The organism is Aureicoccus marinus, assembly GCF_002954325.1.
Lineage (GTDB): Bacteria > Bacteroidota > Bacteroidia > Flavobacteriales > Flavobacteriaceae > Aureicoccus > Aureicoccus marinus.
Genome location: NZ_MQVX01000001.1, coordinates 1,258,521 through 1,264,856, shown reverse-complemented (window position 1 = coordinate 1,264,856; position 6,336 = coordinate 1,258,521). Strand labels below are relative to the sequence as shown.

General features: G+C 41.8%; 4 protein-coding genes. All 4 read right to left on the bottom strand.

Translation table 11 applies throughout. The annotated features are described in order from the left end of the window. The coding region (locus tag BST99_RS14315) for a hypothetical protein (protein ID WP_181044164.1) at positions 1–218 on the bottom strand (218 nt) is incomplete at its 3' end. A 12-nt stretch (positions 219–230) separates the two neighbouring features. Beyond that, positions 231–3,959, bottom strand: a complete 3,729-nt coding sequence (locus tag BST99_RS05825; protein ID WP_105000965.1) for an RHS repeat domain-containing protein — start codon at positions 3,957–3,959, stop codon at positions 231–233. A gap of 19 nt (positions 3,960–3,978) precedes the next feature. After that, positions 3,979–5,880, bottom strand: a complete 1,902-nt coding sequence (locus BST99_RS05820) for a galactose-binding domain-containing protein (RefSeq protein ID WP_105000964.1) — start codon at positions 5,878–5,880, stop codon at positions 3,979–3,981. Between the two features lie 26 nt (positions 5,881–5,906). Then, positions 5,907–6,332: a hypothetical protein gene (locus BST99_RS05815; protein ID WP_146106218.1), complete on the bottom strand. Its 426-nt coding sequence runs from the start codon at positions 6,330–6,332 to the stop codon at positions 5,907–5,909. Positions 6,333–6,336 lie beyond the last annotated feature (4 nt).

Below are 6,336 nucleotides of genomic sequence, written 5' to 3'. Positions count from 1 at the left end.
GGAATGGGGCCACTTGGCGAAGTAGAAGGATTCACAATGGATGCAGAGAAGACTGCACCTGGTCTAATCCACGCCCCCGGAAGCAATCGAATGGTACCTGTGGCTTGGGTGCTTATTGTACCAGAACTAATCTCATAATCGATGGTCTCTTCGGCCTGTTGGGCCATAAGAGTTGAGGCCGCAAAGAGCAGCACCAGAAAGGTGTTGATGGTTTTCATGGTATGGGGTGATTAGTCTTTGTAGTTGTATTGGTTTTCACTTAGGAGAAAGCCATCATTGTCTCTTACGAATTGTAGACGGTTATTGCCATCGTATTCATAATGAGTTGTGTAACCCCTTGCATCGGTTGTTTTAGTAATTCCAATAAAAGGTAAATACTCGTAGGTCGTGATCATTGCCTGGGGTAAACTATTTCGCAATTCATTAATATCATCCATTTCCAATTCTGTTAGGTTAATCACCTCTGATATATTGGATTTATTCAAAGCGATCCGGATGTCCTCATAGCTCGCATTTTCAATCTTTGCAATAGGAAATTGATCATTATACCCCCAAATAAAACTGGTAGATGAGCCACCTGGCTTTTTATACTGAAGAATATTCCCCTTAACATCGTAGAGTTCATATATCTGTCTCAGTTCGGCATCATAGTCGGCCTTCTTCGTCCAGATCTCTTTAGGAATAATGTGATATCCATAATCTACGCCATTTCCAAATACGGTATATTGCTCCGATAGTTTGGTTTGCATAGGGTTTGCTTCAGTTCCTATGTAGATTTCTGACCTTACTTGTTCTGCTAATCTGTTGTTTGTGACGAGTGTATTCATTAGTGATTCTGAAGTCAGATCTTGTGGATATTCAGCAATAGTTGTTCTTAAATTCCCTTCACTATCCTCCATTTCCATTCTTTTTAAAAAGTAATTTGGAGACTCATAGTAATACTTGGATTCTGAAACCATAGATCCTTGATCGAAGAAGTTTTCTATAGTCGTATGAGAGAGCTTCATAAACGTACTTTGTTCATAGGCATCTAGGTCCATAACTTGGTACGGGTGCCCAATCGGAAATTTCTTGTCAAAGAAGTTCATGATTGGGAATGATTGAACTAGGTTGACGTTGAGTGAATATGGAATGTATTCATTCATTGTTTTTTGCAGAAGAGTACCATCCTTATGATGAACAGTCTGCATTTCCATGCTTCCATTGATATAGTCATAGGTTACCGGAGATGTACCCAATAAATAGACTTCACCATAGTACAGTTCCTGGAATAGAAAACCGCTAAAGCCGGAACAACCAGAAGATGTGCTAATACAAGAATAGTCTTCTTGGCAGGTAGAACTTCCTGAAGCTCCGACAAATTGGGGTGTACATAAAATATTTCGAGTCAATCGTTTGTTAGGGTGATTCTTAAATGTTGTGGTGATCCACCCATTATCATTTCCGTTGGAGTCTACGCTTTTTTCTGTGACAACAGAGTACCCGATATGACTGCCAGAAGCAGAGTTAGCCGTTCTAATCCTATTTTCAGAATGAATTTGAGCCTTATTATTGCCATCACTCCCGTAATTTTCAGGAGTGTATTCCCACATGGATCCACTTCCTTTTGAAGTAAATACAAGGTCGTCCATGAGTTTTCCACTGGATGTAATTGTTCCGCTTTCGCCTGTCGTGGTATAGTCATAGGTCTTGGCACTGATAAATGAACCGTCCGTGTCCTTATTGACTGTTTTCTTCACACGTAAACCACCAACTTGGAAGGTGTCAAAATGGTCTGAAGTTGGACTTTCATCCTTCCAATACTGCATACTAGCTGTAGCATTGGCAACAACAAGTGGACTTGAGTTACTCCAGCTTTGTGTCCTGAGAACATAGGTCCCCACAGGCAAGCTCATTTCTTGCTCATCCGACACACTTAATGTATTGACGTCAAATTGGTTGTCGTAATTGATTAGGGGGTAAACTTGACCAGTATTTACATTTTCCACCCAAACGGCAGGTCCAACAGGATTAATTCCTTGATTACAACCCGTAACACAACTTATTTGGTAAGTTACCTTAACGTTAAAGGATTGATTGTTACAAAAATTTGTGTCGGTTATATCAATATTGCTATTTATGCCAACCGAGTAATTCCCTACTTGGCAATCGTTGTAGTCGTATAAAGTATAACTGGGATCTTCTTGCAGCTTTAAGTGTTGATAAGCAAAATTGTACTCTTCCGAAGATCGAATTCCTGGTGTTCTAAATTCTCCCGTATCACTGTAATAGGTAGGTTGATATCCCACCCGTTGCAGTGTTACTTCGTTTCCTTCATAATGGTACTCGGTAGAACCTCCGGTAGGATAAGTTACCCGCTCAAGCAAACCATATTTACTATAAATAGAGTCTGATTTGCGGTTAGCTCCATTTATTTTGTAGAACTTCTCGTATTCACGAGTTCCACCCGCAATATTTGAGGAGAAAATATAATAGAAACGGTTGGAGCTCGGTATTCTATGGGTATTGGAATTTACACCATTGTAGAAGCCCCATAAATCGGTGGCTTTCGAGTCCTTAGTCGGTAAGGAATTTTGGTTTATGTAATTAAAGGAGTACTTCTGATCAAAAATCTGTACTTCATCCAGCTTTAAACGCAAATAGTTCTCCTTGTTAGTATCATTGATCTTATTGCTGTTGAAATAGGAGTAAGTCATATCGACTTGCTTAACCTGATTACCTTGAAAATCCTTTAGGATTACGGACTCTAGGCGTTTGGCATTTTTTGTATTCGGACTAATACTAGGGTTCCAGGCAGATAGATTAGAGAGATTTCTGAATGCAGTCTTTGAGAATAAATCAAGACGTTCGCTCCCTAGATTGAACTCTAATGACCCAAAATCTCCGGTAACCTTAGATAGATAGAGATTATGGAACGCATTCAATGAGGCGCTCAGAGATGTGGGATTGATCACTGTTAATTCTTCATTATAAGCAGTCGCAGTATTCGCTTGAGCATTAATATTGAAAGAGAATGTCTCTGAGAAGGACGGATAAGAAAAGTGATGCCCCGGAGTATACTCAAAATTCAAGGTATTGTCATAGGGAGAAATGATGGTTTCGGGTTTCCAGGCCGTAATGAGATCACGGGTTTGATTGGTTGACCAATAGGGAATTCCATCTAAGGCTGCTGCCTCGAATATAGTTCCCGGAGGTGCATCCCAACTGCTGTAACCGGTAGACTTTTCTTTATAATTAAAGATGTATTTGAATCCTTTGGGATCAATAACTTCAAAACTGTAATCCTCTTGGTCCTCAAATTGAGATATAAAGAACTTTACTTTGAAATTATTTGAATCTACCGTTTTGGCGACGAGCATGTTTTCATTCCCCTGTCTTTTCGGTAGATAAAATTTACAGCTTCCATTCGGGGTAGATACGGTAAATAAATCTGGTTCAAAGTCATGCGGTTGATTAATGGTGAATTCCGTGTCCAGATAGAGCAGCGTACTTCCCGAAAGTGAAAAGGAGTATCCATTATTGGCGTTCGGAGTCAGGTAATCTTCCGTATGTATCCACCCTATATTATCGGCGTCAGCTGAATAGTCGCCATTTCTAAGGTCATCATAACCATTAATTTCCCTGGTTATCACAATCCCTTCAGATAAATTCCAGCCAAGACCCACCCAGGTGGCATCTTGATTGACTCGAATTCCACCTGTGTTGTAAGACAACGTAAAGGGAATCATCAGACCATCCAGGTCAATGGAGTGAATGGGAATACTAATGTTGGCTGTACCGTTGTATTGATTTACCGGGTATCCTCCATAAGTTCCTAAACTAGCCACTTGAGGACTTTCGGGAATTAAGGAAACCTCATAGGAAGAAGGCCCAATATCTTCAGGAGTATTGCCAGATTGTGCAGTACAAATACTAATTGTAAGACCGGCTATTATTGCCAGAAATGATTTTCTTAACATGATAAGTTCTTCTGGTTGATTATTTACTTCCTTTTTCCAATTCCTTCACCTGTTCGTCCAATTCGAGGATGTAGAGGGTGAGTTCTTCGATCTTTTGCAGAAGGATCTTGTTCATTTCGCCGAGTTCGACGCCTTCCTCTTCGACTTCCTTAGCAGAAGGAACTGCAGGCAAGTGGCCGTACTTTTTGATGAAGTTGCGAATCTCGTCCAGGGTTGGGAGGTCGTAGTCAGATACGAAGACGAAATCGGGCCAGGCATCGTTGTCGACGCGGATTTCTCGAGCGCGGATTTTACCATCTACGGCAAGCTTCCAATCACCTACGAGCAGGGTTCCGATACTAACATTACCCTGGTGGCTGATTTGCATTTGCAAGGATGAACTAGTGCTCGTATTTGAATTAGCGGTAAAGAATCTCCACCCTTCGGCGTCTTTGTAACGCAATAGGTTGCCCATATAAGCACCATTACCAGCCGTGCGTTGAATCTCAAAGTGGCCTGTGCCATTGGTACCTCGGTGCATAGAGATCTTTGCAGACGCAAAATTGTTACCGCTATTGATGTATTCTGTGTTTAAAAAGATGCGACCTCCATTATAATCATCTTCGCCAGTTCCCTTGATAAATAAGGAAGCATTATCTCCTTGAATACGTTGATTTCCGACGACATGAAGGTTTTCATCCGGAGTGCTGGTTCCGATTCCCACCTTTCCGCTGCTAAAACTGACATCGTTACCGGATTGGGTCCAAAGGGATGTAGAGCTTCCTCCTCCACTGCCTCCGCCACCACTGGAAGAATCGGTTGTTGTTGCACTAAGGTCATCGGTAGGATCTGAGCTTACTCCTTGATCACTCACAGCGCGAACGGCAAAAGTGTAAGTAACACCTGGACTAAGACTGTTAATCGTAGTATTGGTTGAGTTCCCCACATTGATAGTTGTGGAAGGATCTATGTCTATTTCGTAATGACTGATTGAACCTGATGTAATAGTAGATGCATTCCAATTGAGGTCAATGGAGGTATCCGTTGGGTTGGAAGCGTAAAAGGTTGTTGGAGTGCTAGGTTTTGGAGGTGGGGCTGTAGTTACTTGTCCATGAACTTCAACTTCGGTAATATTTAAAATGCCTTGCCCAGTCGTTTTATGAATCATGACATAACGCCCACTCACGCTTAGATTCTGAATGTCCTGTACTAGATCTCCATTCAAGTTATACACTGCAGTATAATCAGAAGGGTCTGAACTGTCTTGATTACCGACATAGACAACCGCCCCATTCAAACGACCTACACAGCAAGATGAAGGTCGGTTAATGACTTTGATTTGGTCAATATCATAGGCTTGACCCAAATCTACTCTCCACCAAGGGTTGGCTCCATTAATCGTGTGAGTCCAGTTATTTCCTGTTGTAATTCCATCAACAGCCTGATCCGAAGTATAGCCATTCCAGGTTGAAGATTGTGATGTGGATTTATTCAAAGCCACATTAGGGAAGGAGCTGCCTCCTCCACCTGAAGTACTGCTTCTAAAAAAGGTTATGGTGAAATTGTCGGTTTCTGTAATATTACCGGGACCATTTAGGTATTGAACCGTAAAGCTCACCGCTTCTTCCGCGGTTTGTGTCCATGGGGTGAAATTACCACTGGTATCCCCGTAACATGCATAAGGATGGGCTCCTTCGGTTTGTGTGTGTCCATTAGATAAAGTAAACTTTACTTGTGTATAAATTCCACTAGCAATATCAGAGACCACGCTCAAGCGATTAGAGATATCTAAATCCCAAGAAATGTTATTATTAAAGCCGGAAAGGAGAGGTTGGTCTGTGTCTCCATCATAGAGGGTATACGAATATGTAGTCTGAGCTTGGATGCTGTGACCAATTAGAACCGCTATAAGGGTAAATAGGAATTTTAATACTGTTTTCATTTTATGAGAATTGAGAGGTGGTTGGATTATTTGTTTTTCTTTTCTTTTAAAACTTGGATGCGTTCTTCCAATTGAAGGACATAGAGGGTCATCTCTTCGACTTTTTCAAGGAGGATTTTGTTCATTTCGCCCAGTGCAACTCCCTCGCTTTCTACTTCCTTGGCAGAAGGAACATGGGGTAGATGCCCGTGTTGTTGAATAAAGGCTCTTACGGCGTCAAGCGTTAATAGCTCATAGTCCGATGTGAAGACATAGTCAGGCCAGGCGTCGTTGTCGACCCGGATTTCTCGGGCGCGAATTTTGCCATCAACTGCGAGTTTCCATTCCCCGGGATTGGTTGTACCGATACCGACGTTACCATTTTCTTTGATGGTCATACCCACAACAGTACCTGTGCTCGAATGTGCGTTGGCCGTATTAAACTTCCATCCGTCTCCATCCCGGTAGTACATTAGA